This is a genomic window from Chromobacterium violaceum ATCC 12472, assembly GCF_000007705.1.
Classification (GTDB): Bacteria; Pseudomonadota; Gammaproteobacteria; order Burkholderiales; family Chromobacteriaceae; genus Chromobacterium; species Chromobacterium violaceum.
Genome location: NC_005085.1, coordinates 366,761 through 387,546, shown reverse-complemented (window position 1 = coordinate 387,546; position 20,786 = coordinate 366,761). Strand labels below are relative to the sequence as shown.

The 20,786-nt window shown below is 66.1% G+C and carries 25 protein-coding genes; 14 read left to right on the top strand and 11 right to left on the bottom strand.

Annotation, left to right across the window (positions count from 1 at the left end; genetic code table 11):
• Positions 1-42: 42 nt before the first annotated feature.
• Genes pyrI through CV_RS01770 form a run of 3 tightly spaced genes read right to left on the bottom strand, consistent with a single transcriptional unit; the run spans position 43 to position 1,685 of the window.
• On the bottom strand, positions 43-501 hold the full coding sequence (pyrI, locus tag CV_RS01780; protein ID WP_011133925.1) for an aspartate carbamoyltransferase regulatory subunit: 459 nt from the start codon (positions 499-501) through the stop codon (positions 43-45).
• A gap of 24 nt (positions 502-525) precedes the next feature.
• Complete coding sequence (gene pyrB / locus CV_RS01775) at positions 526-1,446, bottom strand: aspartate carbamoyltransferase (RefSeq protein ID WP_043595282.1); 921 nt, start codon at positions 1,444-1,446, stop codon at positions 526-528.
• 50 nt (positions 1,447-1,496) lie between these two features.
• On the bottom strand, positions 1,497-1,685 hold the full coding sequence (locus tag CV_RS01770) for a hypothetical protein (protein WP_043595280.1): 189 nt from the start codon (positions 1,683-1,685) through the stop codon (positions 1,497-1,499).
• A gap of 197 nt (positions 1,686-1,882) precedes the next feature.
• Here CV_RS01770 and CV_RS01765 point away from each other — a divergent pair, with 197 nt between their 5' ends.
• Positions 1,883-3,097, top strand: coding sequence for an HD-GYP domain-containing protein (locus CV_RS01765; protein WP_011133923.1), 1,215 nt, complete (start codon positions 1,883-1,885; stop codon positions 3,095-3,097).
• 165 nt (positions 3,098-3,262) lie between these two features.
• Here CV_RS01765 and CV_RS01760 read toward each other — a convergent pair whose 3' ends face one another.
• Positions 3,263-3,988, bottom strand: coding sequence for a 16S rRNA (uracil(1498)-N(3))-methyltransferase (locus CV_RS01760; RefSeq protein ID WP_011133922.1), 726 nt, complete (start codon positions 3,986-3,988; stop codon positions 3,263-3,265).
• Positions 3,989-4,082: 94 nt separating this feature from the next.
• Between CV_RS01760 and CV_RS01755 the strand changes: the two genes are divergently transcribed.
• Both CV_RS01755 and CV_RS01750 read left to right on the top strand, forming a co-directional pair.
• A complete protein-coding gene (locus tag CV_RS01755; protein ID WP_043595277.1) occupies positions 4,083-4,874 on the top strand; it encodes an inositol monophosphatase family protein in 792 nt (263 codons plus the stop codon).
• A gap of 117 nt (positions 4,875-4,991) precedes the next feature.
• Entirely contained in the window at positions 4,992-6,227 is a 1,236-nt protein-coding gene (locus CV_RS01750; RefSeq protein ID WP_011133920.1) for an anion transporter, read from the top strand.
• Between the two features lie 33 nt (positions 6,228-6,260).
• Here CV_RS01750 and CV_RS01745 read toward each other — a convergent pair whose 3' ends face one another.
• The 5 genes from CV_RS01745 to CV_RS01725 all read right to left on the bottom strand — a co-directional run bounded on the left by CV_RS01745 (position 6,261) and on the right by CV_RS01725 (position 11,802).
• Positions 6,261-6,452: a Lar family restriction alleviation protein gene (locus CV_RS01745; RefSeq protein ID WP_011133919.1), complete on the bottom strand. Its 192-nt coding sequence runs from the start codon at positions 6,450-6,452 to the stop codon at positions 6,261-6,263.
• Positions 6,453-6,518: 66 nt separating this feature from the next.
• Positions 6,519-7,649: an alpha/beta hydrolase gene (locus CV_RS01740; protein WP_011133918.1), complete on the bottom strand. Its 1,131-nt coding sequence runs from the start codon at positions 7,647-7,649 to the stop codon at positions 6,519-6,521.
• 119 nt (positions 7,650-7,768) lie between these two features.
• A complete protein-coding gene (locus CV_RS01735) occupies positions 7,769-9,103 on the bottom strand; it encodes an SGNH/GDSL hydrolase family protein (protein ID WP_227590066.1) in 1,335 nt (444 codons plus the stop codon).
• A 230-nt stretch (positions 9,104-9,333) separates the two neighbouring features.
• Positions 9,334-10,347 carry a class I SAM-dependent rRNA methyltransferase gene (locus tag CV_RS01730; protein ID WP_011133916.1) on the bottom strand — a complete coding sequence of 338 codons (1,014 nt, stop codon included), beginning with the start codon at positions 10,345-10,347 and terminating at the stop codon, positions 9,334-9,336.
• 108 nt (positions 10,348-10,455) lie between these two features.
• On the bottom strand, positions 10,456-11,802 hold the full coding sequence (locus tag CV_RS01725; protein WP_080508897.1) for an SGNH/GDSL hydrolase family protein: 1,347 nt from the start codon (positions 11,800-11,802) through the stop codon (positions 10,456-10,458).
• 232 nt (positions 11,803-12,034) lie between these two features.
• Between CV_RS01725 and CV_RS01720 the strand changes: the two genes are divergently transcribed.
• Both CV_RS01720 and CV_RS01715 read left to right on the top strand, forming a co-directional pair.
• The gene (locus tag CV_RS01720) at positions 12,035-12,910 is read left to right on the top strand and encodes an HD-GYP domain-containing protein (RefSeq protein WP_011133914.1); all 876 of its coding nucleotides are present in this window, start codon (positions 12,035-12,037) and stop codon (positions 12,908-12,910) included.
• An 87-nt stretch (positions 12,911-12,997) separates the two neighbouring features.
• Positions 12,998-13,936, top strand: a complete 939-nt coding sequence (locus CV_RS01715; protein WP_043595275.1) for an alpha/beta hydrolase — start codon at positions 12,998-13,000, stop codon at positions 13,934-13,936.
• Between the two features lie 70 nt (positions 13,937-14,006).
• On the opposite strand, the gene CV_RS01710 is transcribed toward CV_RS01715, so the two are convergent.
• Together CV_RS01710 and CV_RS01705 are read right to left on the bottom strand one after the other, a co-directional pair.
• On the bottom strand, positions 14,007-14,591 hold the full coding sequence (locus CV_RS01710) for an SIS domain-containing protein (protein WP_011133912.1): 585 nt from the start codon (positions 14,589-14,591) through the stop codon (positions 14,007-14,009).
• Between the two features lie 129 nt (positions 14,592-14,720).
• Entirely contained in the window at positions 14,721-15,467 is a 747-nt protein-coding gene (locus tag CV_RS01705) for a S24 family peptidase (RefSeq protein WP_011133911.1), read from the bottom strand.
• A gap of 337 nt (positions 15,468-15,804) precedes the next feature.
• Between CV_RS01705 and CV_RS01700 the strand changes: the two genes are divergently transcribed.
• From CV_RS01700 to CV_RS01660, 9 genes are all read left to right on the top strand, one after another.
• Complete coding sequence (locus CV_RS01700) at positions 15,805-16,224, top strand: Mor transcription activator family protein (protein ID WP_011133910.1); 420 nt, start codon at positions 15,805-15,807, stop codon at positions 16,222-16,224.
• Between the two features lie 80 nt (positions 16,225-16,304).
• The gene (locus tag CV_RS01695; protein WP_011133909.1) at positions 16,305-16,709 is read left to right on the top strand and encodes a M15 family metallopeptidase; all 405 of its coding nucleotides are present in this window, start codon (positions 16,305-16,307) and stop codon (positions 16,707-16,709) included.
• A 2-nt stretch (positions 16,710-16,711) separates the two neighbouring features.
• Complete coding sequence (locus CV_RS01690; RefSeq protein WP_011133908.1) at positions 16,712-16,933, top strand: hypothetical protein; 222 nt, start codon at positions 16,712-16,714, stop codon at positions 16,931-16,933.
• On the top strand, positions 16,930-17,493 hold the full coding sequence (locus CV_RS01685; protein WP_052278747.1) for a hypothetical protein: 564 nt from the start codon (positions 16,930-16,932) through the stop codon (positions 17,491-17,493). The genes CV_RS01690 and CV_RS01685 overlap by 4 nt, the downstream gene beginning before the upstream one ends.
• Complete coding sequence (locus CV_RS01680; RefSeq protein WP_011133907.1) at positions 17,490-17,687, top strand: TraR/DksA family transcriptional regulator; 198 nt, start codon at positions 17,490-17,492, stop codon at positions 17,685-17,687. The genes CV_RS01685 and CV_RS01680 overlap by 4 nt, the downstream gene beginning before the upstream one ends.
• A 9-nt stretch (positions 17,688-17,696) precedes the next feature.
• Positions 17,697-17,912 (top strand): hypothetical protein, encoded by a 216-nt coding sequence (locus CV_RS01675; protein WP_021475230.1) that lies wholly within the window; start codon positions 17,697-17,699, stop codon positions 17,910-17,912.
• Between the two features lie 74 nt (positions 17,913-17,986).
• Positions 17,987-18,685 (top strand): DUF1834 family protein, encoded by a 699-nt coding sequence (locus CV_RS01670; RefSeq protein ID WP_043595270.1) that lies wholly within the window; start codon positions 17,987-17,989, stop codon positions 18,683-18,685.
• Between the two features lie 69 nt (positions 18,686-18,754).
• Positions 18,755-20,179: a phage tail sheath C-terminal domain-containing protein gene (locus tag CV_RS01665; protein WP_011133905.1), complete on the top strand. Its 1,425-nt coding sequence runs from the start codon at positions 18,755-18,757 to the stop codon at positions 20,177-20,179.
• Between the two features lie 124 nt (positions 20,180-20,303).
• Complete coding sequence (locus tag CV_RS01660) at positions 20,304-20,678, top strand: hypothetical protein (protein WP_011133904.1); 375 nt, start codon at positions 20,304-20,306, stop codon at positions 20,676-20,678.
• The last annotated feature ends 108 nt before the right edge of the window (positions 20,679-20,786 follow it).

The window sequence follows — 20,786 nt, the reverse complement described above, 5'->3', positions numbered from 1 at the left end:
AGTGTTTTCTTGATATTTCTCTATTCTCACCCTTTGTACGACTCAGCGCACCTCTGCAACAATATCCCTACTGAACACCTTTTCGCAATACTTGCACTTCATTTTTGTGTCATGTGCCAGTGTTTTTACGTAGAAGACGCTCTTCACCGGCTCATTATGCGAAATGCAATTGGAATTAGGGCAGGAGAAAATGCCCTCCACCGCATCGGGCAGGGTCAATTTATGCTTTTTTACAACTTCGAAGTTGTCGATGACGTTTACTGTCGCTTTCGGTGCGAATAGGGCCAGTTCGTTGGCTTGTTCCTCGGTCAGCGCCACGTTCTCCACCTTGATCAGATCCTTGCTGCCCATATGGCGGCTGACCAGGTTGAGGCCGACGGTGACGCGCTCGCCGGTTTCGGTCAGTTTGAACAGGCGCAGGATCTTGACGCCTTCGCCAGCCGGAATGTGGTCGATCACGGTGCCTTGCTTCAGCGCTTCCACGGTGCGGGTGTATTGCATGGTCTTTATCCTTTCCTAGCCTGATTACACGGTTTCGTTCAACACCAGCGACAGCAGCGCCTGGCGCGCGTAGACGCCGTTCTTCGCCTGCTCGAAGTAGTAGGCGTGCGGGGTGGCGTCCACGTCCACCGCGATCTCGTCCACGCGCGGCAGCGGGTGCAGCACCTTCATGCCGGGGCGGGCGTGCTTCAGCATGTCGGCGCGCAGCGCGTACTGGCCCTGGATCTTCCTGAACTCCGCCTCGTCGAAGCGCTCGCGCTGCACCCGGGTCATGTACAGCACGTCCACCTCGGGGATCACCGCTTCCAGGCTGTCCGCCACCGTGTACGAAATGCCCTTCTCGTCCAGCTCCTCGCAGATGTAGTCCGGCATCGCCAGCACCTCCGGCGACACGAAGTAGAAGCGCGCGCCGAACAGCGACAGCGCCTGCGCCAGCGAATGCACGGTGCGGCCGTACTTCAGGTCGCCGGCGAAGGCGACGGTGAGGCCGTCCAGCCGGCCCTGGGTCTCGCGGATGGAGAACAGATCGAGCAGGGTCTGGGTCGGGTGCTGGTTGGAGCCGTCGCCGCCGTTGATCACCGGCACCGCCGAAAACTCGCTGGCCAGCCGGGCCGCGCCTTCCTTCGGATGGCGCATCACCACCGCGTCGGTGTAGGAACTGATGATCTTGATCGAGTCGGCCAGCGTCTCGCCTTTCTTCGCGCTGGTATTGCCGCCGTCGGCGAAGCCGATGATGTTGCCGCCCAGGCGCTGCACCGCGGTCTCGAACGACAGCCGGGTGCGGGTGGACGGCTCGAAGAAACAGCTGGCCACCAGCTTGTCCTGCAGCAGGTCGCCGCGCGGGCTTTGCTTGAGGCGAGCGGCGGTGTCCACCACCAGTTCCAGTTCCTCGCGGCTGAAGTCGGGTATGGAGATGATGTGTTTCCGGTACAGTGGATTGGCCATGGTCGCTTTCCTCGTATTGGCGGTTGCGGGCGAAAAAAAAGCCCCTGTCGTCAGGGGCTTTTTTTCGTGAATGCGGGAATGTCGGGAACGGCCGCGCCTCGCAGCAGGGACGCCGCGCCGCCCGCCAGGGTGTCGCTGATGCCGCTTCGCTGCCGTGCTGCCTGTTTCATCACATCCGTTCCGAACAAAATTGCGGGAATATATACCAGGATTGCCGGGTTCGACAAGTCCTTCGCCATCGAGTTCGGCGGCGGAAATCGGCGCGGCCCGGCCGGGCGGCCGCGGCATGCCGCGCCTGATCCTTGCAAATCGGGCCGTTGCGGCTGATGCTGAGAATAGTCGCCTTGTCCGTCAAGACGATGCTTGCCGGCGGTTCACATCGTCGAACATAATGATTTGCTGAATTTCATACCGCGGCGACAGGCCGCCACGCGCCATGATCAAGTGCATCGACGTCAACGATCTCAAGGTCGGCATGTACATCCACGACCTCAACTGCGACTGGATGTCCCATCCCTTTCTGGTCAACCGCTTCAAGGTGAAAGACGAGAGCGAGATCCGCAAGATCGCCGACGCCGGCATCCACGAAGTCTATATCGATACCCGGAAGGGCATGGATCTGCCCTCCGCCCGCAGCGAAGGCGAAGTGCGCAAGCAGCTGGAAAGCGAGCTGCGCGAGATCGCCTCGCGCGAGCGCACGGTGACCCGGCACGTGGAGGCGGCCGAAGAATTCGGCCGCGCGCAAACCATCCATCACGAGGCCAACCAGATCATCCGCGACATCCTGCAGGACGTGCGGCTGGGCAAGCAGGTGGAGCTGGAACAGGTGGAGCCGCAGGTGGAAAAACTGACCGGCTCCATCCTGCGCAACGGCGGCGCGCTGCTGTCGCTGTGCCGGATCAAGGACAAGGACAACTACACCTTCCAGCACTCGGTCAGCGTCGGCGCGTTGATGGTCAGCTTCTGCAACGCGCTGGGCATGAGCAAGGAAGTGATACACCACGCCGGCATCGGCGGCATGCTGCACGACATCGGCAAGATGAAGGTGCCCGACTCCATCCTGAACAAGCCCGGCAAGCTGACCGAGCAGGAGTTCATGGTGATGAAATGCCACGTGGTGGAGAGCCAGAAGATCCTGCACGCCACCCGCGGCATCTCCGAAACCGCGGTGCTGGTGGCCGGCCAGCACCATGAGCGCCACGACGGCAGCGGCTATCCGGCCGGGCTCAAGGGCGAGGAGATTTCGCAGCTGGGACAGATGGCGGCCATCGTCGACGTCTACGACGCCCTCACCTCCAACCGCTGCTACCACAAGGGCATGCCGCCCACCGACGCGCTGCGCAAGATCTACGAATGGTCGAAATTCCACTTCAATCCGGAGCTGGTGCAGGCCTTCATGCGGGTGATAGGCATCTACCCGGTCGGCACCCTGGTGCGGCTGGAAAGCGGCCGCCTGGGCGTGGTGGTGGAGCAGAACGAGGACAATCTGGTTTCGCCCAAGGTGAAGGTGTTCTTCAGCACCAAGAGCAACACCCACATTCCGCCCGAGGTCGTGGACCTGTCGCGCAGGATGGGCTTCGGCGGCGGCGACCGCATCGTCAAGCACGAGTCGCCGGAGAAGTGGAAGATAGACCCGCTGCGCTTTCTGTAGGGCGGCAGCCCGGCCCGGCCGGGCGTTCCGCCGCCCCATCCCTGCAGTCGCAATCGATCTGAGCCAAGCGTTAAGGCGGTATGCCCGCACAGCGGGCTTCCGCGGCTTGACATGGGCGCCAAGCAATATGTTTTGAGGCGGAACACCCCTTGGGGGTGACGCGCCTTACTTATAATCCCCCCACACCGCCTGCATCGCCGCCACCGCCGCCAACGCCGCCGTCTCGGTGCGCAGGATGCGCGGCCCCAGCTTCAGCGGCGTCCAGCCGGCCGCCAGCGCCGCGTCCTCCTCCTGCGCGGAGAAGCCGCCCTCCGGCCCCGCCATCAGCCAGCTGCGCGCCGGCCGCTCGGCCAGCTGCGCCAGGCTCCGGTCGCCGCGCGGAGACAGGATCAGCCGGATGTCGGCTTCCTGCCGCTGCGCCAGCCACTCGTTCAGCGTCAGGATGGGCAGCACCTGCGGCACCGTATTGCGGCCGCTCTGCTCGCAGGCCGAGACCACGATCTCCTGCCAGCGCGCGACGCGCTTGTCGGCGCGCTCGCCGCTGAGCTTGACCACCGAGCGGCCGGCGGCGATGGGCTGAAACACCGATACCCCCATCTCCACGCCCTTCTGCAGCGTGAACTCCATCTTGTCGCCGCCGGAGATGCCCTGGGCCAAACCCAGCCAGAGCGGGGTTTCACGTGAAACGTCGTCGAAACGCTCGATCACGCAGTGAGCGTCGCGCTTCATCACCGCACTGAGCGCGGCCTGGTACTCGCCGCCGCGGCCGTTGAACAGCGTGATGGCGTCGCCGGCGTTCAGCCGCAATACTTGTACATGACGCACCACAGCATCGGGCAGGGACAGTTGCTGGCCGACCGCGAGATCGGCGTCTAGATAAAACCTTGGCATCGGATATTGAAAGTCGCTGTTGATACCGGTATTTTGCTAGGTTTGCTCCATTCGGCAAACCGCTTTCGCGCCGGAACGACGCAGGGAGAGAAGAATGCAGGTGCTAGAACAGGTGATGCAGCTGGTACGCGACGTGGCCGCCCGCGAGGTGATGCCGCGCTTTCTGCGCGTCGGCAAAAGCCGCAAGGACGACGGCACCCTGTTCACCGAAGCCGACCTCGCCTGCCAGGAAGAACTGCAGCGGCGCCTGCCGGCCATCCTGCCGCACCCGGTGCTGGGCGAGGAAATGGAGCGCGAGGAGCAGGACGCGCTGTGGGCCGCCAACAAGGATGGGCTGTGGGTGGTGGACCCGATAGACGGCACCACCAACTTCGTCAACGGCCTGCCCTATTTCGCGATCTCGGTCGGCCTGATGGTGGACGGCAAAAGCGAGCTGGGCGTGATCTACAACCCGGTGTCGGACGAGATGTTCTACGCCCGCCGCGGCCAGGGCGCGTGGCTGAACGGCCACCGGCTGCCGCTGAAGACCATCAACAACTGCATGGGCGACGCCATCGCCAGCGTCGAGGTCAAATACCTGCGCTCCGGCAAGCTGGCCGCCCGCATCGGCAGCGTGGCGCCCTGCGGCAGCCAGCGCAATATGGGCTCCAGCACGCTGGACTGGTGCTTCCTGGCCGCCGGCCGCTACGACCTTTACCTGCATGGCGGCCAGCGATTGTGGGACTACGCCGCCGGCGCCGTCATCGCCGAGGAAGCCGGCGCCTGCCTGGCCAGCCTCAACACCGACGACTACTGGAGCGACGTGGTGTGGAAGCGCTCGGTGATCGGCGCGATCACGCCGGAACTGTTCGCGCAGTGGCACCGCTGGGTGCGCGCCAACCAATAGCCGCGCCGGCGCCAGGCATGCGCCGCGCGCCGCCGGATTCCATTAGACTGCAGTCTTTCGAACTTCCGACGCCGGCCTGCCTGATCCTCACAGGCTGAGCGCGCAGGCGCCACCGACATGACCACCACCATCCTAGCCATCTTCCTCATCGTCTATCTGGGCATGATTCTGGGCGGACTGCCGTTCCTGCAGCTGGACCGCACCGGCGTCGCCCTGCTCGGCGCGATCGCGCTGATCGGCGTCAACGCGCTGAGCCTGGAAGACGCGGTGGCCTCCATGCACCTGCCGACGCTGATCCTGCTGTTCGCCTTCATGGTGGTGTCGGCGCAGATGCGCCTGGGCGGCTTCTACGACTGGATCACCCACAAGCTGGCGACCTTGCCGCTGAGCCCGGCCGGCCTGCTGGCGGTGCTGACATTCGCCGCCGCGGCGCTGTCGGCAGTATTCAGCAACGACATCGTCTGCCTGGCCGTCGCGCCGGTGCTGATCGACGCCTGCCGGCGGCGCCGGCTCGATCCGGTGCCGTTCCTGCTGGCGCTGGCCTGCGCCTCCAACATCGGCTCGGCCGCCACGCTGATCGGCAATCCGCAGAACATGCTGATCGGCCAGACGCTGCGCCTGCCCTTCGGCGGCTATTTCCTGGAAGCCGTGCTGCCGGTCGGCTTCGGGCTGCTGGCGTGCTGGGCGCTGATCGTCCGCCAGACCGCCGGCCGCTGGCTCGATGACGGCGCGGCCGCCGCCGGGACGCATGCGGAGGAGACGCCGTTCGACGGCTGGCAAACCGCGAAAGGGCTGATCATCGCCGCCGCGCTGCTGCTGGCGTTTCTTGCCGCGCCCTGGCCCAGGGAGCATATGGCCCTGATCGGCGCGGGCATCCTGCTGATGAGCCGCCGGCTGCATTCGCGCAAGATGCTGGGACTGGTCGACTGGGAGCTGCTGGTGCTGTTCATGAGCCTGTTCGTGGTCAACCACGCGCTGCAGCGCACCGGAATCACCGCCGACGCCGTCGCCGGCCTCGCCGCGCTCGGCGTGCGGCTGGATCAGCCCGGTCCCTTGTTCGCCGCCGCCTTCCTGCTGTCCAACATCGTCTCCAACGTGCCGGCGGTGATGCTGCTGCTGCCGATCGCCCACCACGAGATGGGCGGCCTGATGCTGGCGCTGGTCAGCACGCTGTCCGGCAATCTGCTGATCGTGGGCAGCATCGCCAACATCATCGTCGTCGACGCCGCGGCCAGACGCGGCATCGCCATCGACTGGAAGCGCCATGCCCGCGTCGGCGTGCCGATCACCCTGGCGACGCTGGCCGTCTGTGCCGCCTACCTGGCGCTGCGCTTCCGCTTCGGCAGCGCGTGAGGCCGGCCGCATCCGTCGTCCGGATACGGAGGCTCAGCGCAGGCGGTTCCAGTTCAGGATCGCCTCTTTCTTGTTGTCGGCCTGGGCGCCGATGGCCGGGCAGTTGCCCTTGTCCGGATAGCGGCTGCACTGCACCCAGATCCGGCGGGAGCCGGCCTTCACCAGTTCGGCGCGCGCGCCGCATTTGGGACAGGGTTGGGGCGTCAGGGGCGCGGTTTCGCTCATGGGGTCGCTTTCTCAATACAGACGGGGCCCAGCGGGCCCCGTGGCGTTTTCATCGTGTATCCAAGCTTAGCGGCTGCCGCCCGCCATCGGCAAGCTCAGCGGCGGCGCCTGGCGCGGCAGCAGCAGCCGGGCCAGTTGCAACGCCAGCCGGTTGCCGGCGGAGTTTCCGATCAAATGCGTCCGCAGCCAGGCGCTCAGCGCCGGCAGGATCCAAGGCAGGCGCTCGGCCGCGCAATGGCCCAGGCCGGCGAAGCGCCAGACTTCGCCCTGCGGCCAGGCGCGGAACACTTCGCTTTCCCAGGCCGGCACATAGGGATCCGCTTCGCCGTTCACCGCCAGCAGCGGCGCGCCGCGGCCGGGCGTCAGCCAGCCCTGCCGGCGCAGCGAGAAGCGCCTGAGCATGGCCAGCGCCTCGTCAGGCGGCGGCATCTCCGTCCAGCCCAGCGCATGCGCGACGATGCCGCTCATGCCGTTGGGCAGTCCGGCGGCGTAGCCGGCATCCAGCTCCTCCACGCCGATCAGCGGGCCGCCCAGATCCACCGCCGCCGCCACGTCTCCCGCCAGCGCCAGCTTGGCCGCCCAATAGCCGCCGAAGCTGACGCCCAGCATGCCGCAGCGCCCGCCCCCGCCGAAGCCTTGCAGCAGCTGCCGGTAGTAGCCGTCGGCGTCCCGCGTCAATCGCTGCGGGTTTTCCCCGGTGCCCGGCATGTCCGCCGCCAATACCCGGAAACCGCCCAGGCGGACCAGCCACACCGCCAGCCGGTGCAGCGCGATCTTGCCGGTGTCGACGCCGCCTGACAGGCAGAGCAAGGGGGCGGCATCCGCGCCGCGCGGCTGGTACAGATGCAAAGGGCCCAGTTCCGCGCTTTCCAGGCGCTGGAAATGGCAGGGGAAGCCGCCGGCCGCGCGCAGGAAACACTGGACCTGCCGCCGCAGCGCCTCGCGCCGCCCGGGCGTGTTCGCCACCGGGAAGCAGGCGGCGCCGTGCAAGTGCGCCGCCAGCAGCCATCGCCCGCCGGCCTCGGCCCGCCCGGCTTCGACGCTCCACTCCCGGCACCAGCCGCCGGGCCCGTCGCGCCAGGCGTCCTCCACCCGGCGCTCCACCCTGGCGACCACGGCGCGCGGGATGCCCCAGCCGGCGAACTGGCGTCTACGCTCATCGAACAACTGCCGGCAATCCAGCGGGAAAGTGAACATGTCGGGCTCCGCATCGCACTCCGGCCAGCATAGCAGATCGCCTGCCCCGGCCCGCCAGGATAAAAAAAACCGCATGCCGGCAAGGCATGCGGTCCGTCTCGCCGCAAGCGGCGTCAGACTCAGCGTCGGCGCGCCTGCGCCGCCAGGTTCAGGTTCTGCTTGCGCAGGAAGTCGGCCACCATCTGGCCCAGCAGCACGTGGGTGTGCGTGGTCGGATGCAGATTGTCCCAGAACACGTAGGCGTCGGCGTTGGTGCATTCCGCACGCGGCGTCTGCGACGAGATGTACGGCAGGCTGGCGTTCGGGGCCACGTTCAGGCAAGGCTGGGTGGTATTGCTCACCTGGTACTTGGCCGGATTGGCCAGCAGGTCGTTGAACATGCCGTAGGCGTCGAACAGCTTGAGCTTGAGCGCCGCGCCGTGCTTCTGCTGCAGATTGGCCACCAGCGTCGCCAGCTTGGCGTTGTAGTCCTTCACCTGCTGCGCCAGCTGCGCCGCCTTGCCGCCGGCCGAGCCGGACGGCGTGCGCGACAGGTCGGGCAGCGTCAGCACCACGATGTTGCGGCCGCCCGCGGCGATGATCTTGTCCAGCGCCTTGCCCTGGTCGGCGATCACCTGGTCCACGGCGCGGCCGTAGTTCAGCAGGTCGTTGCCGCCGATCAGCATGGTGAACAGCGTGTTTTCCGCACGGTAGTTCGGCGCCTTCTGCATGTACTGGGTCCAGGAATCCACCTGCTGCAACAGGCCCGGCACCACCAGGTGGCTGTCGGCGGCGGAACCGCCGATCGCCCAGTTGTAGAACGGCAGCTTGAGCTGGTCGGCCAGATGCTCGACCCAGACCCGTCCGTTGCTGAAGCGGCCGACGTACCAGCTGCTGGCCACCGGCAGCCGCCATTGCGAGGCGCCGTACATGTTCTGGGTATCGGACAGGCTGTCGCCGAACACCACCATGCGGTTGATCGCGTTGCCCTGGCTCGCGCTATCCAGCGTCCAGATGGTGTGGTTGTAGGACATCACGTTGTTGGCGGCGGCGAACAGCGCCAGCGGCCGGTTGATGCCCTGCTTGGCCAGCGTCTGCTGGCATACCGAACGCAGCGTGTCCTGGCTGACGTCGCTGTAGAACATGTTCTTCAGCGCGACGAAGCTGCCGGACCACCAGTAGCCGTTGACGCGGTAATAGTCGCCGCTGGACGGATCGGTGGCCCACACGTAGTCGGTCTGCGGCTGGTTGGCCGCCGGACTCTTGCGATAGTAGCAGCGCAGGTAAGTGTAGGTGGCGCTGCCGGGCTGCGGCTTGGCCTGGCTCGAGGCGGCGCGCGCCTCGCTGCCGGTCAAGGGCTTGCCGGCGGAGATCACGCCGTCCAGCTCGTCGCTGGGGGGCTGTTCGGACTGGGCCTGCGCCTGACCGCAGGCCATCATGCCCGCCAGCAGGGACAGAACGATGGTTTGTTTCATGTATTCACCCGATACCTTGTTTGTTATGAGTGGAATGCCCGTCGTTGTGATCCAGTCGCGGTTAAGGCTCCGCGCCGGCCGGGGCTTCCTGTCAAACAGAATATCAGCCGTTTACATTTAAAATAAAGTGTTAATTTTAAACAATTAAACTTGCTTCAACATCAGTTGTCCTGGCTCAAACCATGAAAAAAGCCGTGATCCGATCACGGCTTTTTTGTTGAGAATGCGTCTCAAACGTCAAGCAGGACAATCTTCAGCGGGGGTTTGCCGTCGCTGCTGGGGAAGTCTTCGTCGGGGACGATCCACTCGGCGGAACGCACTTCCCGGCCGGCCTTGGCGGCGCTGCGCTTCAAACTCTCCAGCCAGGCGTCGCCGTCCACTTCTGCAACATTATTGCAACAAATCAGCATGCCGCCCGGCGCGGTGGCCAGCAGCGCCGGCTTGAACAGCGCCTGGTAGTCGTTGACCAGGTCCACCACCCCGAACGGGCTCTTGGAATAGCGCGGCGGATCGAGGAACACCAGGTCGAACTGGCGCGGCTCCAGCTTCGGGAAGGGCGGCATCTTCTTGCCGCGCACGCGGTCAGGCTGGCCGATGCCGGACAGCTGGCGCACGGCGGCGAACACGTCGCTGTGCAGGCAGCGCGGGCGGGTGGCCAGCAGGTTCAGCTTGGCGTTGGCGCGGCCGACGCTGAGGCTGGACTCGGCGAAGTCCACGTTCAGCACGAAGCTGGCGCCGGCCTTGGCCGCCGCCACGCCCACGCCGCAGGTGTAGGAGAACAGATTGAGCACGCTCTTGCCCTCGGCCAGCTGCATCACGCGGCGGCGCGCGGCGCGCAGGTCGAGAAACAGCCAGGGGTCCTGGCCCTTGTGGCGCGCCTGGTAGTGGAAGGCCACGCCGTTCTCGCGGATGGTCACATCCTGTTCGGCCACCGCCTGCTCGGCCAATGGCAGCGCGTTGCGGATGCGGGAGTTGCCGTCGCTGCGGTCGTTGTACACCAGCGCCAGTTCCGGCAGCGTCTGGCGGTAATGCGCGCGGATCTCCTCCAGCTCGGCGTCGCTCAGCGGCTGGTGGAAAGTCTGCGCCAGGATCTGTTCGCCGTAGCGGTCGATGGCCAGGCCGGGCACGCCCTCCACGCTGCCGTGGAACAGGCGGTAACAGTTGGTGTCTTCGGCGGCCAGGCGCTCGATCAGCGCGGCGCGCGCCGCGTCGGCGCGGCGAAGGAGTTCGGTCAGGGTGGACATGGGGGCTTTCGATTACGGTTCGGCCGGGCCGCGGGAAAACCCGCGGCCGGATCAAAACCGAATTGTAAGCCCTGGCGGGCGGCGCGCCAAACGCCGCCCGCCCGCGCGTCAGCGCGCCTTGCTCAACAGCGGCATCGCGCCGGCCGAGCCGAGGAAGTCCGCCACCGCGTTGCCCAGCAGCAGATGGGTGTGGGTGGTGGGGTGCAGCGTGTCCCAGAACACGAAGCTGTCCGCGTTCGCGCAATTGGCGCGCGGCGACTGAGTCTGCATGTAGTTAAGCGAGGAATCGGCGTTGATGTTCAGGCAGGACTGGGTGGTGTTGCTGACCTGGTACTTGCCCGGATTGGTCAACAGATCATTGAACATCGCATAGCTGTCGAACACCTGGATGTTGACGCCGTACTGCTGGCGCAACGAGGCGGCCAGCGCGTCCAGCTTCTGGTTCAGGTCCTTGACCTGCGCCGCCACGGTGGCCGCGCCGCCCTTGTACTGGAACACCGGCGCGCGCGACACGTCGGGCAGCTTCAGCAGCAGGATGTTGCGGCCGCCGGCGTTGATCAGGCTGGTCAGCGCCTGCTGCTGGCCGGCGATCACCTTGTCCGGCGTGCTGCCGTAGTTGACCAGGTCGTTGCCGCCTATCCACATCGTGAACAGCGTGGTGGCGGGATCGTAATTGGGCGCCTGCTTCATGTAGTCCTGCCACGACTGCACCTGCTGCACCACGCCCGGAATCACCAGCTTCTGCGTCGACACGCCGGCGCCGCCGATCGCCCAGTTGTACATCGGCAGCTTCAGCCGGTCGGCCAGGTATTCCACCCACACCGGGCCGTTGCTGAAGTGGCCGATATACCAGCTGTTGCGGTTGGGCAGCGTCCACTGCGAGGCGTTGTAGACGTTCTGGTTGTCGGACAGGCTGTCGCCGAAAGCGATGATCTTGTTGATGCGGCTGCCCTGTCCGGCCTTGTCGTTGGTCCATACCGTGTAGTTGAACGACATCGCGTTGTCGGCGGCGAACACCATCGCCGGCTGCGACGGCCTGCCCTTCTTGGCCAGCGTCTGCTGGCAGACGGAACGCAGCGTGTCCTGCGTCACGTCGCTGTAGAACATGTTCTTCCAGTCGAAGATGCTGCTGGACCACCAGTTGCCGTTCAAACGGTAGTAGTCGCCGCTGGACGGATCCAGCGCCCACTCGTAATCGGTGCCGGGCTGGGTATTGGCGCCGCCCGCGCGGTAGAAGCAACGCACATAGGTGTAAGTGGCGGGCCCGGGAACCGACAGCGCGGAAACGCGGGCGGCGGCCTGCTGCTTGGGCAGGCCGCGCTTGAGCAGCTCGGCGCGGCTCAGCGGGCCGGACGGCGACAGCACGTGGGCGTAGCGCGGATCCGGCGCGCCGTTGTCATTGCCGGCCCAAGCCAGCGAGGAAAAGGTCAGTCCCAGCAGCAACCATGACTTCATTCGCACTCCTCCTTGTTTTTCGCGTGTGGATCGCGCCTGTCTGGCGGCGCGTCCTCACACACTACGGAGGAAAAATGAAAATTGCATGATCGCAAACATCAAGTTACGACAAAATTAGATCAAACGCTCGAATCATGTCGCATCATCGCCAGCGCAGCATATCATGCGCGAAAGCCGCGCGCTGCCTGCGCATATGCCATAGTAAAGCGTCGCCACCCTCGCCGAGCACGCCATGCAAGCCAGCCGCGAACTGCTGAAAACCCTGTACACGATGGCCATGCTGGTGGAGGCGCGCGACGCCTATACCGGCGGCCATTTGTGGCGCGTGTCGCGCTACAGCCACCTGCTGGCGGCCGATCTGCAGCTGCCGCAGGCCGAAGTGGAAAGAGTCGCGCTGGGCGGCTTTCTGCATGATCTGGGCAAGGTGGGCGTGCCTGACGCGGTGCTGAGCAAGCCCGGCAAGCTCAGCGACGAGGAATACGAGGTGATCAAGACCCACCCGCGCGTCGGCGCCGATCTGCTGAAGGACCACCCGCTGGCCGAGCTGGTGATGGACGCGGTGCTGCGCCATCACGAAACCCCTGACGGCAACGGCTACCCGGACCGGCTGGCCGGCAAGGCCATCCCGCTGGCGGCGCGCATCGTCGGCATCGCCGACGCCTTCGACGCGATGACCAGCACCCGGCCCTACCGCCAGGGCATGCCCGTCCCCCAAGCGCTGGCCATCCTGCGCGACAACCTGGGCCGCCAGTTCGACGCCGAGCTCGGCGAACGTTTCATCCTGCTGGGCGAGGCGGGCCGGCTGGACCATGTGCTCGGCCACAGCGAGCCCGGCGTGCCGATGCAGCGCTGCGAGGCCTGCGGTCCCATCATCGCGGTGCCGGCGGCGGCGGCCGACGGCGACGAGCTGTTCTGCCCGGCTTGCGCCGGGGGCTACCGGCTGAGCCGCCGCGACGGCGCGCTGGCGCTCGCGCCCAGCGGCGGGCGCGATCCGGTGAGGGCCCGGCAGCCCCGCGCCGACAACGATCTGATCGACCGCCTGCTGGCCGACAGCGGCCACCTGCGCGCCCGCGTCAAACCCGGCTTGCTGGATCTGCTGTTTGGTTGACAAGTCAACAGACGGTCATGTCGCTTGCCGCAAAAATGCGAATGGTATAGCCTGTCAAATCAATATCTTGCATCGACGGGACAGACCATGCTCAGACTGCACCCCAATCTGCAACCCTGGCTGGCCGAACTCAATCGGCAAACGGCGCAGCGGCTGGCCGAAGGTTACAAGCCGACGGCGATAGGCGCGCGGGAAGCGCTGGCGCAGCTGACCGCGCAGATGGTTTCGCCCGGGCCCGCCATCGCCTGGGTCAACGACGACCTGGTGCACGGCGGCGGCTACCCGGTGCCGGTGCGCATCTACCATCCCGAACCCGGTGCGGCATTGCCGGTGCTGGTCTTTTTGCACGGCGGCGGCCACATGGCCGGCGGGGTCAGCGTCTACGACGGCATCCACCGCCGGCTCGCCGCCGCCAGCCGCCACATCGTCGTCGCCGCCGAATACCGGCTGTCGCCGGAAAATCCTTATCCGGCCGGGTTGGACGACGCGCTATGCGTGGCCAGGCATGTATGGGATACGCTGGATGGCCGAGGGCTCGCCTACCGGCGACGGCTGTCGCTGGCCGGGGACTCCGCCGGCGGCGCGCTGTGCGCCAGCGTCAGCGGCCTGGCCGGCCGCGACCCATCGCTGGACATCGCCCGCCAGGCGCTGATCTACCCCTGCGTCGATTACACGCTGGACCAGCCGTCGGTGGCGGAAAACGGCGAAGGCTTCTTCCTGACCCGCGCCCGCACCGACTGGTACTTCGACAATTATTTCCAGCATGGCGAGGACCGCCGCCAGGCGTCGCCGCTGCATTGGGAAGCGCACGGGCAGATGCCGGCGACGCTGCTGATCACCGCCGGGCACGACATCCTGCGCGACCAAGGGCAGCAGTACGCGCGCAAGCTGCAGGCGGCCGGCGCCGAAGTGGCGCTCCTGCACCTGGAAGACCAGGTGCACGCCTTTCTGAACATGGAAGCGCTGGTGCCGGAAGTCTGCGAACTGGCTTACCGGCGCATCGGCGCCTTTCTCAATGCCGGTTGACGGCATCCGGGCGCCAGCGCGCTGAAATCGGTCAGCGTGGCGGCCTGCCGTCGGCAGGCGCAGGATGCGCTCAGTAGTTTTCCGGGAAGAAATGCCGCTCGGTCAGCTCGATCAGGATGTGCAGCACCTTGATGTGCAGCTCCTGCACGCGGTCGGCGTAATGGCCGCCCGGCGTGTTGACGTAGACATCGGCCAACGGCTCCAGCCGGGTGCCGGCGCGGCCGGTCAGGATCACCACCTTGACGCCCAGCTCGCGCGCCACTTCGGCGGCGCGCACCACGTTGCGGCTGTTGCCGCTGGTGCTCAGGCCGATCAGCACGTCGCCGGCGCGGGCATGGCTTTCCAGATAGCGGGCGAAAATCTCGTCATAGCCGTAATCGTTGCCGACGCAGCTGATGTGGCTGGGATCGCTGATGGCGATCGCCGCCATGCCGCGGCGGTTGCCGCGGTAGCGGCCGGTCAGTTCCTCGGCGAAGTGCATCGCGTCGCACATCGAGCCGCCGTTGCCGCAGGAGAACACGCGGCCGCCGGCCTCGAGCGCCGCGATGACGGCCTGCGCAGCCGCCTCCACGGAGGCCAGGGCCTGCGGATTGGCCAGAAGGTTGTCGAGCGCGCTCCTGGCCTCGTCCAGACTGGCGCGGATATGGTCTTGCATGATGAATTCCGTTGCTTGGTCAGGTTCTAGTGTACACCGATGATCAAGCGGCCAAGCGCGCGAAGGCCCGCCGCCCCTTGCCGGCAGCGCCGGACAGACGATGGCGACGGCCCGCTGCCGGCCGCGCGCTCAGGCGATCTGCCGGCCGAACCACACCACGCGCCCGATGACCTCGAACTCGCCGGATGCGCGCGACAGATCGACGGTGAAGGTCTCGTACAGCGGGTTGGCGCTTTTCACCTGCACCGCGCCGCCAGGCAGCCGCTGCAGCTGCTTGACGAAGATATCGTCGCCGATGCGGATCACGAACAAGCCTTCGCCGGGATGGCGCTCGGCGGTGTTGACCAGGATGGTGTCCCTGTCCTCCAGCACGCCGCTCATGCTGTCGCCCTTGACGCTGATGACCACCAGGTTGCGCGGCGAGGCGTTCAGATAGTTCTTCACCCAGTAGCGGCGGAAGGCCATGTAGAACATCGGCTGCTCGCCGGCCGCGCTGGTTCCAAAGCCGGCTGACGCCTTCAGGTTATAACGCGGGATAAAACAGAACTCCTCTTGCACTCCGGCCGGCACCTCGTGCTCGTCGGCGTCTGCCAGCGGTGACAAAGCGGGCAATCCCGCCGGCATCGGGGCATCGTGCGCCTGCGCGCACTCGTCCTGCATCGGCCCCTCGCCGTACAGCAGCCACTCGACCCGGCATCCGCTGTTGGCCGCGATCTTCTGCGCGGTGCCGATCCGCGGCACGCCGCCCTTGTACCACATATTGGTGAACGAACCCTTGTTGAGGCCGTTGCGCGCCGCCCAGGCGTAGGGCTTCTCGCTGCCGATCAATAGTTCCAGACGCTGCCGGAAATCGGTGTGTTGCTGCGAATTTTCCATTTGGAACTCCATCGGAAGTCATGCACGGCTGGAGCAGCGCCCCAGAGTACCACTACATTGTCATTTTGTCGAATGTAACTGACATGAGTAGTGACATCTCGTTGCTTGTTCAGTTCAAAAACAGCGCATACAATAGCAATCATACTTCATAAGTAGTTCTACTAATTAGCAATGCTACTTATCAAAGTGCTAAAATATAAACACATAACTACCACAGCAGTTCTAAAAACTGCTTACATAAAGAACCTGTCGCCCTTCGTTTGACCTCACTCAAACTATAACTCATTTAGAACTATTTGTCTGCCAAGGCCCTTTGGGACTTTCAGGAGCTCACGTGATGACTACAGCCGCGCAATATCCCGCTCTGCCCTCCACCATGCAACTGGTCGCTCAGCTGATTGGCATGCCGCGAACTTTGCAATTGGTGCAGGCGCTGGGCGGCACCACCCTGCCCTTCTCCAAGAACCAGAGCCGCGCCGGCCAGCTGCGTTTCGCCGCGCTGGTAGAGGTGATCGGCCAGGAGGCGGCCGAGCGGCTGACCCATCATTTCGGCGGCGACATCCTCTATATCCCGCGCTGCAGCACCGCGCTGCGCCAGGCGCGCAACCAGCAGATGATCCGCGACTTCGACGCGATGCTGGTGGAAGGCCTGGGCGCCAACGAAGCGGTCGGCGTGCTGGCGATGCGCTACCGGCTCAGCGACCGCATGGTCTGGCGCGTGCTGAAAACCCCGCCAGCCGATCAGGAAATTCACTGATCCGGCAAGCCCGTCGCCGCCGTGGGCCCCGACTCGCCTCCCAGACCGCGCCACGCATTCCATCAGGCAAAGGAGACCCCATGGCAAGCCGAGCCATTTCCGATCTGCATCCTCAACTGCAACCGCTGGCGGAAACCTTTCTGCGCCTGTGCCGCGACCAGGGCGTGGACCCGCTGCTGATCTGCACCTGGCGTTCGTCCGAAGAACAGGCGCAGCTGTACCGCCGGGGCCGCGATCTGCCCGGCGCCATCGTCACCTACGCCCGCCCCGGCGAATCCGCGCACAACGCGACGCTGCACGGCAACCCCGCCGCCCGCGCCTTCGACGTGGTGCCGTTGTTGGCCGGCAAGCCCATCTGCGACATCGACCACCCTCACTGGCAGGTGATGGGGCGCGTCGCCCAATCGCTGGGACTGTACTGGCACGGCACGCTGGAAGCGCCGCTGCACGAGATTCCCCATTTCCAACTGTCACTGGAGAAATGAGCATGCGACTCGCCGACCTGATCCGCCACCCGCGCAGCCGCCGTCTCAGCCACAGCCGGCTGTGGGCCAATATCGCCTGCGCCGCGGCCACCATCATGTTCCTGGTCAACGGCTGGCGCGGCGCGCTGAGCGCCGATATCTGGCTGATCTACCTGGGCGTGGTCGGTGGCTATTCCGCCACGCTGCGGCTGATCGCCGCCTATCGCGACCGGAGCCGGCCATGATTCCCCCGGCGCTGCTGCGCCTGGGCGCCGGCCTGCTACTGCCGCTGCTCGCCGCCGCCGGCGGCTACGCGCTGGGCAGCGGCCAGAGCCGCCAGTACTGGCAAACCAGGCTGCAGGCCACCGTCGCCGAGATGCAATCCGCCGACAGCCGCGCGCAGCAACAGCGCCAGGCCGCGGCCATGGAGCTGCAGCGGCAATGGCGCCAACGCATCGATCAACTGGAAAGCCGGCTGCTGGAGCAACAGCAGGCGCTGCAAGCGCAGCAGCGGCGAAACGCGCAAAGGATAGACGATGTCACCCGCAACGATGGTCCCCGCTTTACTGGCCTTGGCCCTGACAGCCTGCGCCTCTACCGCCAGCTCCTCGGCTATGCCGACGAGCTGCCCGGCGCCCAGCCCCTATCTGCTGGAGCTGCCGCCCAAACCCCCGGCGCCGACGCCGGGCTACCGGCGCCCGATCTCCTCGCCCACGCCGCCGACTACGGCGCCTGGTGCCAGCAACTGGAGCAACGCCTTGTCGCCCTGAAACAACTCTACTCTCAACAGGAACCCACACCATGACCGACTTTTTCGACCGGGCCAGCGAGCTGGAAACCGAATTCCGCGAGCAGGCGCTTGCCCGCCACTTCGAGCAATGGCGCCAAAACGGACTCAGCCACTGCGAGGACTGCGGCGACGCGATTCCCGACGCCCGCCGCGCGGCCATCCCCAGCTGCACCCGCTGCGTGCTGTGCCAGCAACTGGCGGAAAAGTGAGGGTTTCACGTGGAACACGACAACCTGCTGGCCTTGGGCCGCATAGAAGGCAAGCTTGACATGATCGTCGCCCACCTCGCCAAACAGGACAAAAAACTGGAAGAGCTGGACGGCCGCCTGCGCGACGTCGAGATCCAGGCCGCCAAGAGCGGCGCGGTGTCCGGCGCCCTGTCCGCGCTGCTGGTCACCCTGGCCGGCGAACTGCTCAAGCGCCTGGTGCACTGACACCCCTCAGCTAAGCCCCGGCGCCGCCCGGCGTCACAATCCCCCCATCCTCTCCATCGTTCCAAGGAATGACCATGTCCATGCTGATTTCCGTGCAAACCGCCATCGCCGACCGCCTGCGCCAAGGCATGGGCCGGATGGTGCGCGAAGTGGCGGCGGACCTGGACGAAACCGCCCTGTGCGGCCTGCAGCTGGCCCACGGCGATTACGCCAGCCGGCTCACCCCCGGCCAGTCCAGCCCCACCATCAACCCGCAGGCGCTGGCCAGGCTGCCGGCGCTGTGGACCGTCGCCGGCGGCATCACCTCCAGCCAGCCGCAGACCAGCCAGCGCCTGCGTTACAAGGCCAACGCGCTGTTCACCGTCATCGTCGGCGACCGGCTGCAGGCCGACGCCAACTACGCCGGCGCCGGCGTCTGGCAACTGGTCTACGCCGCGCGCCGCCTGCTGGCCTCGCAGGATTTCGGCCTGGCGGTGAATCCGCTGCTGCCGGAAAAAGTCCGCCCGCTGGGCCAGGCCCCGCGCGACGGCCAGCCCTGGAGCCTGGTGGCCTGCGATTTCAGCACCTACTGGCTGGACGAGGCGCTGGACAACGGCCACTGGCCGTCGCCGCAAACCGACGCCGACCCGGACGCGCTGTTCCGCGCCTTCGGCGGCCGGCTGGAAGACCCGGCCAAGACCTGGCAGAGCACCCAGCTCAACTACAGCCTGGCCGGCTCCGTCGGCGTCAAGGCGCAGGACGTGGTCGCCAATCCCGCCCCCAGCCAGAAATAACCCGCTTTCCCCTCGCCGCGCCAACCGGCGCGGCACCTTCCCCAACCGCCACACCAGGAGCCTTTCCTTATGGCTAGCGCCAACATCAGCTTCGACCAGATTCCGGCCTCCATCCGCAAGCCGGGCAAATACTTCGAGTTCAACACCAAACTGGCGGTACGCACGCTGCCGGGCAATCCGCAGCGCGTGCTGGTGATCGGCCAACGCCTGGCCGACACCGCCGCCCAGCCGGCGCTGGCGGCGCTGGACGTGTTCAGCGACGAGCAAGCTGCCCAGGCCTTCGGCCGCGGCTCCAACGCCCACCTGATGGCGCGCGCCGCCATCAACGCCAACCCCTATCTGCAGCTGACCGTGATCGGCGTCGACGATGCCGCCGCCGGCACCGCCGCCTCCGGCTCCTTCACCTTCAGCGGTCCGGCCGCCGCCGCCGGCGTGCTGAGCCTGTTCATCGGCGCGGCGCGCGTCGACGTGGCCGTCGCCGCCGGCGACGACGCCGCCAAGATCGCCGCCAACGCCCAGGCCGCCATCGCCAAGCTGAGCGACCTGCCGGTGACCGCGACCGCAGCCAAGGAAGTGCTGACCCTCGCCGCCCGCCACAAGGGCAGCATCGGCAACAGCATCGCGCTGAAGGCGCAGGAACAGATCGCCGGCCTCGGCGTCGTGGTCGCCGCCATGAAAGGCGGTGCCGGCGAGCCGGACCTGGTCCCGGTTCTGGGCACCGTGGTCAGCGGCGGCCACCAGATCATCGCCAGTCCCTTCACCGGCGACGCCGCGCTGACCGCGCTGCGCAACCACCTGGACTTCGTGTCCGGCCCGCTGGAACAGCGCGGCGCCATCGGCGTGATCGCCACCACCGGCGCGCTGGCCGACGCCTCCGCCTTGTCCGCCAAGCTGGACAGCGGCCGCATCACCGCCGCCTGGTACCGCGGCTCCGCCAAGCTGCCGGCCGACATCGCCGCCGCCTACGCCGCCGTGATCGCCAGCGAGGAAGACCCGGCCCGTCCGCTGAACACCCTGGAGCTGAAAGGCCTGGACGTGGTGGACCTGGCTTCCCGCACCAGCCGCACCGAGCAGGAAAACGCGCTGTACAACGGCGTGACTCCGCTGGAAGTGGGCGCCGGCGACCGTGTGCAGATCGTGCGCGCCATCAGCACCTACACCAAGGACGCGCAGGGCGTGGACGACGTGTCGCTGCTGGACATCACCACCATCCGCACGCTGGACTACGTCCGCAAGGCCTGCCGCGAGCGCATCGCGCTGCGCTTCCCGCGCGAGAAGCTGTCCGACCGCACCCCGTCCAAGGTGCGCTCCGAGCTGCTGGACGTGCTGTACAAGCTGGAAGAGCTGGAAATCATCGAACAAGTCGAAGCCAACAAGGCCGGCCTGATCGTCGAGCGCGACCTGCAGGACGTCAACCGCCTGGACGCCAAGATCCCGGTGGACGTGGTCAACGGCCTGCACGTGTTCGCCGGCCGCATCGACCTGCTGCTGTAAGCGCGCGCGGCGAGGCGGCTGATCCCGCAGCGCTCGGCCGCCTCGCCTCTCCCCCTTCCTTCAACACCCCAGCCGGCCGGGCCGCCGCCCGGCCGCCCCATCCCGAATCGAAAAGGAAAGTCTCATGGCTTTGAAAGAATACGCAGGCTCCATCGTCCTGGAAGTGAACGGCCAGGAAATCGACGTCATCGACCTCAACGTCAGCAGCAAGACTGGCCGCAAGGTGGTGAAGACGATGAACGCCACCGGCCGCGCCAAGGGCTTCGCCCGCGGCATCACCGAGTACGACCTGTCCGTCACCGTGTCCATCCCGCTGACCGGCGACCTGGACTGGGAAGCGATCGAAGGCGCCAAACTGACCGAATTCCCGCTGGCGCCGGGCGGCAAGCGCACCAGCTACCTGGACTGCTTCACGTTGGAAGTCGGCGAGAAATACGGCGTGGAAAGCGAAGCGCGCCGCGATATCAAGCTGATGTCGCTGCGGAAGGTCGTGGAATAAGCCCCTAATTATCTGGAGAAAAAACCAGATTGAAAAAGGAAGCCAAGTCATTTATGGCTCGGCTTTCTTACTCAAACATTGCATCCGTTAAATACATGGCAATTGAAT

What these genes read in the sequence shown, in the direction of transcription:
- pyrI (WP_011133925.1), bottom strand. Translation starts at nt 501, where the DNA reads ATGCAATACACCCGCACCGTGGAAGCGCTGAAGCAAGGCACCGTGATC.
- pyrB (WP_043595282.1), bottom strand. Translation starts at nt 1,446, where the DNA reads ATGGCCAATCCACTGTACCGGAAACACATCATCTCCATACCCGACTTC.
- CV_RS01770 (WP_043595280.1), bottom strand. Translation starts at nt 1,685, where the DNA reads ATGGCGAAGGACTTGTCGAACCCGGCAATCCTGGTATATATTCCCGCA.
- CV_RS01765 (WP_011133923.1), top strand. Translation starts at nt 1,883, where the DNA reads ATGATCAAGTGCATCGACGTCAACGATCTCAAGGTCGGCATGTACATC.
- CV_RS01760 (WP_011133922.1), bottom strand. Translation starts at nt 3,988, where the DNA reads ATGCCAAGGTTTTATCTAGACGCCGATCTCGCGGTCGGCCAGCAACTG.
- CV_RS01755 (WP_043595277.1), top strand. Translation starts at nt 4,083, where the DNA reads ATGCAGGTGCTAGAACAGGTGATGCAGCTGGTACGCGACGTGGCCGCC.
- CV_RS01750 (WP_011133920.1), top strand. Translation starts at nt 4,992, where the DNA reads ATGACCACCACCATCCTAGCCATCTTCCTCATCGTCTATCTGGGCATG.
- CV_RS01745 (WP_011133919.1), bottom strand. Translation starts at nt 6,452, where the DNA reads ATGAGCGAAACCGCGCCCCTGACGCCCCAACCCTGTCCCAAATGCGGC.
- CV_RS01740 (WP_011133918.1), bottom strand. Translation starts at nt 7,649, where the DNA reads ATGTTCACTTTCCCGCTGGATTGCCGGCAGTTGTTCGATGAGCGTAGA.
- CV_RS01735 (WP_227590066.1), bottom strand. Translation starts at nt 9,103, where the DNA reads ATGAAACAAACCATCGTTCTGTCCCTGCTGGCGGGCATGATGGCCTGC.
- CV_RS01730 (WP_011133916.1), bottom strand. Translation starts at nt 10,347, where the DNA reads ATGTCCACCCTGACCGAACTCCTTCGCCGCGCCGACGCGGCGCGCGCC.
- CV_RS01725 (WP_080508897.1), bottom strand. Translation starts at nt 11,802, where the DNA reads ATGAAGTCATGGTTGCTGCTGGGACTGACCTTTTCCTCGCTGGCTTGG.
- CV_RS01720 (WP_011133914.1), top strand. Translation starts at nt 12,035, where the DNA reads ATGCAAGCCAGCCGCGAACTGCTGAAAACCCTGTACACGATGGCCATG.
- CV_RS01715 (WP_043595275.1), top strand. Translation starts at nt 12,998, where the DNA reads ATGCTCAGACTGCACCCCAATCTGCAACCCTGGCTGGCCGAACTCAAT.
- CV_RS01710 (WP_011133912.1), bottom strand. Translation starts at nt 14,591, where the DNA reads ATGCAAGACCATATCCGCGCCAGTCTGGACGAGGCCAGGAGCGCGCTC.
- CV_RS01705 (WP_011133911.1), bottom strand. Translation starts at nt 15,467, where the DNA reads ATGGAAAATTCGCAGCAACACACCGATTTCCGGCAGCGTCTGGAACTA.
- CV_RS01700 (WP_011133910.1), top strand. Translation starts at nt 15,805, where the DNA reads ATGACTACAGCCGCGCAATATCCCGCTCTGCCCTCCACCATGCAACTG.
- CV_RS01695 (WP_011133909.1), top strand. Translation starts at nt 16,305, where the DNA reads ATGGCAAGCCGAGCCATTTCCGATCTGCATCCTCAACTGCAACCGCTG.
- CV_RS01690 (WP_011133908.1), top strand. Translation starts at nt 16,712, where the DNA reads ATGCGACTCGCCGACCTGATCCGCCACCCGCGCAGCCGCCGTCTCAGC.
- CV_RS01685 (WP_052278747.1), top strand. Translation starts at nt 16,930, where the DNA reads ATGATTCCCCCGGCGCTGCTGCGCCTGGGCGCCGGCCTGCTACTGCCG.
- CV_RS01680 (WP_011133907.1), top strand. Translation starts at nt 17,490, where the DNA reads ATGACCGACTTTTTCGACCGGGCCAGCGAGCTGGAAACCGAATTCCGC.
- CV_RS01670 (WP_043595270.1), top strand. Translation starts at nt 17,987, where the DNA reads ATGTCCATGCTGATTTCCGTGCAAACCGCCATCGCCGACCGCCTGCGC.
- CV_RS01665 (WP_011133905.1), top strand. Translation starts at nt 18,755, where the DNA reads ATGGCTAGCGCCAACATCAGCTTCGACCAGATTCCGGCCTCCATCCGC.
- CV_RS01660 (WP_011133904.1), top strand. Translation starts at nt 20,304, where the DNA reads ATGGCTTTGAAAGAATACGCAGGCTCCATCGTCCTGGAAGTGAACGGC.